The sequence below is a fragment of the Actinoallomurus acaciae genome, from assembly GCF_042429965.1.
GTDB lineage: Bacteria > Actinomycetota > Actinomycetes > Streptosporangiales > Streptosporangiaceae > Actinoallomurus > Actinoallomurus acaciae.
Genome location: NZ_JBHLZP010000712.1, coordinates 1 through 567 on the forward strand (window position 1 = coordinate 1; position 567 = coordinate 567).

Below are 567 nucleotides of genomic sequence, written 5' to 3' on the forward strand. Positions count from 1 at the left end.
AGCGCGCCGTGGGCGTAGCGCGCCGTGGGCGTAGCGCGCCGTGGGCGTAGCGCGCCGTGGGCGTAGCGCGCCGTGGACTGGTGACCCGCCGTAAGCCGGCGCGGATAACCCCGCCGTGAGCCGGTAACCCGCCGTGCGCCAGTGACGCGTCAGGGGCTGGTGCTGAATGACGCATTGGGCTGACGAGGCGTCAGGATCAGCTGACGCTTTGGTGAGACCGATGCCAAGCTCCTGCCGCACAACAGGTGTTGTCGGTATCCGACGTCCTTAAGGGCCCAGATGATTCCGTAGCGATGAATGGCGCTAAGTGGGCATGTGACTCCTTCAAAGGTCTGAGGGACTTTTGTGGGAATAGATAAGCCGTTAGTGCCTGGGCCGCAATCGGGGCAGCTGACAAGCCAGCGATCTGTGGCCTCAGAGCAGGTGACGCGCCGGACGGCCACTGAACGGGGCAAGGACGAACGAAGCGCAGGCCGGACCGGAGCCTGCCCCGCCCAGGTCGGCCAGTCGCCCAGGTCGGCCAGTCGCCCAGGTCGGCCAGTCGCCCAGGTCGGCCAGTCGCCCAGG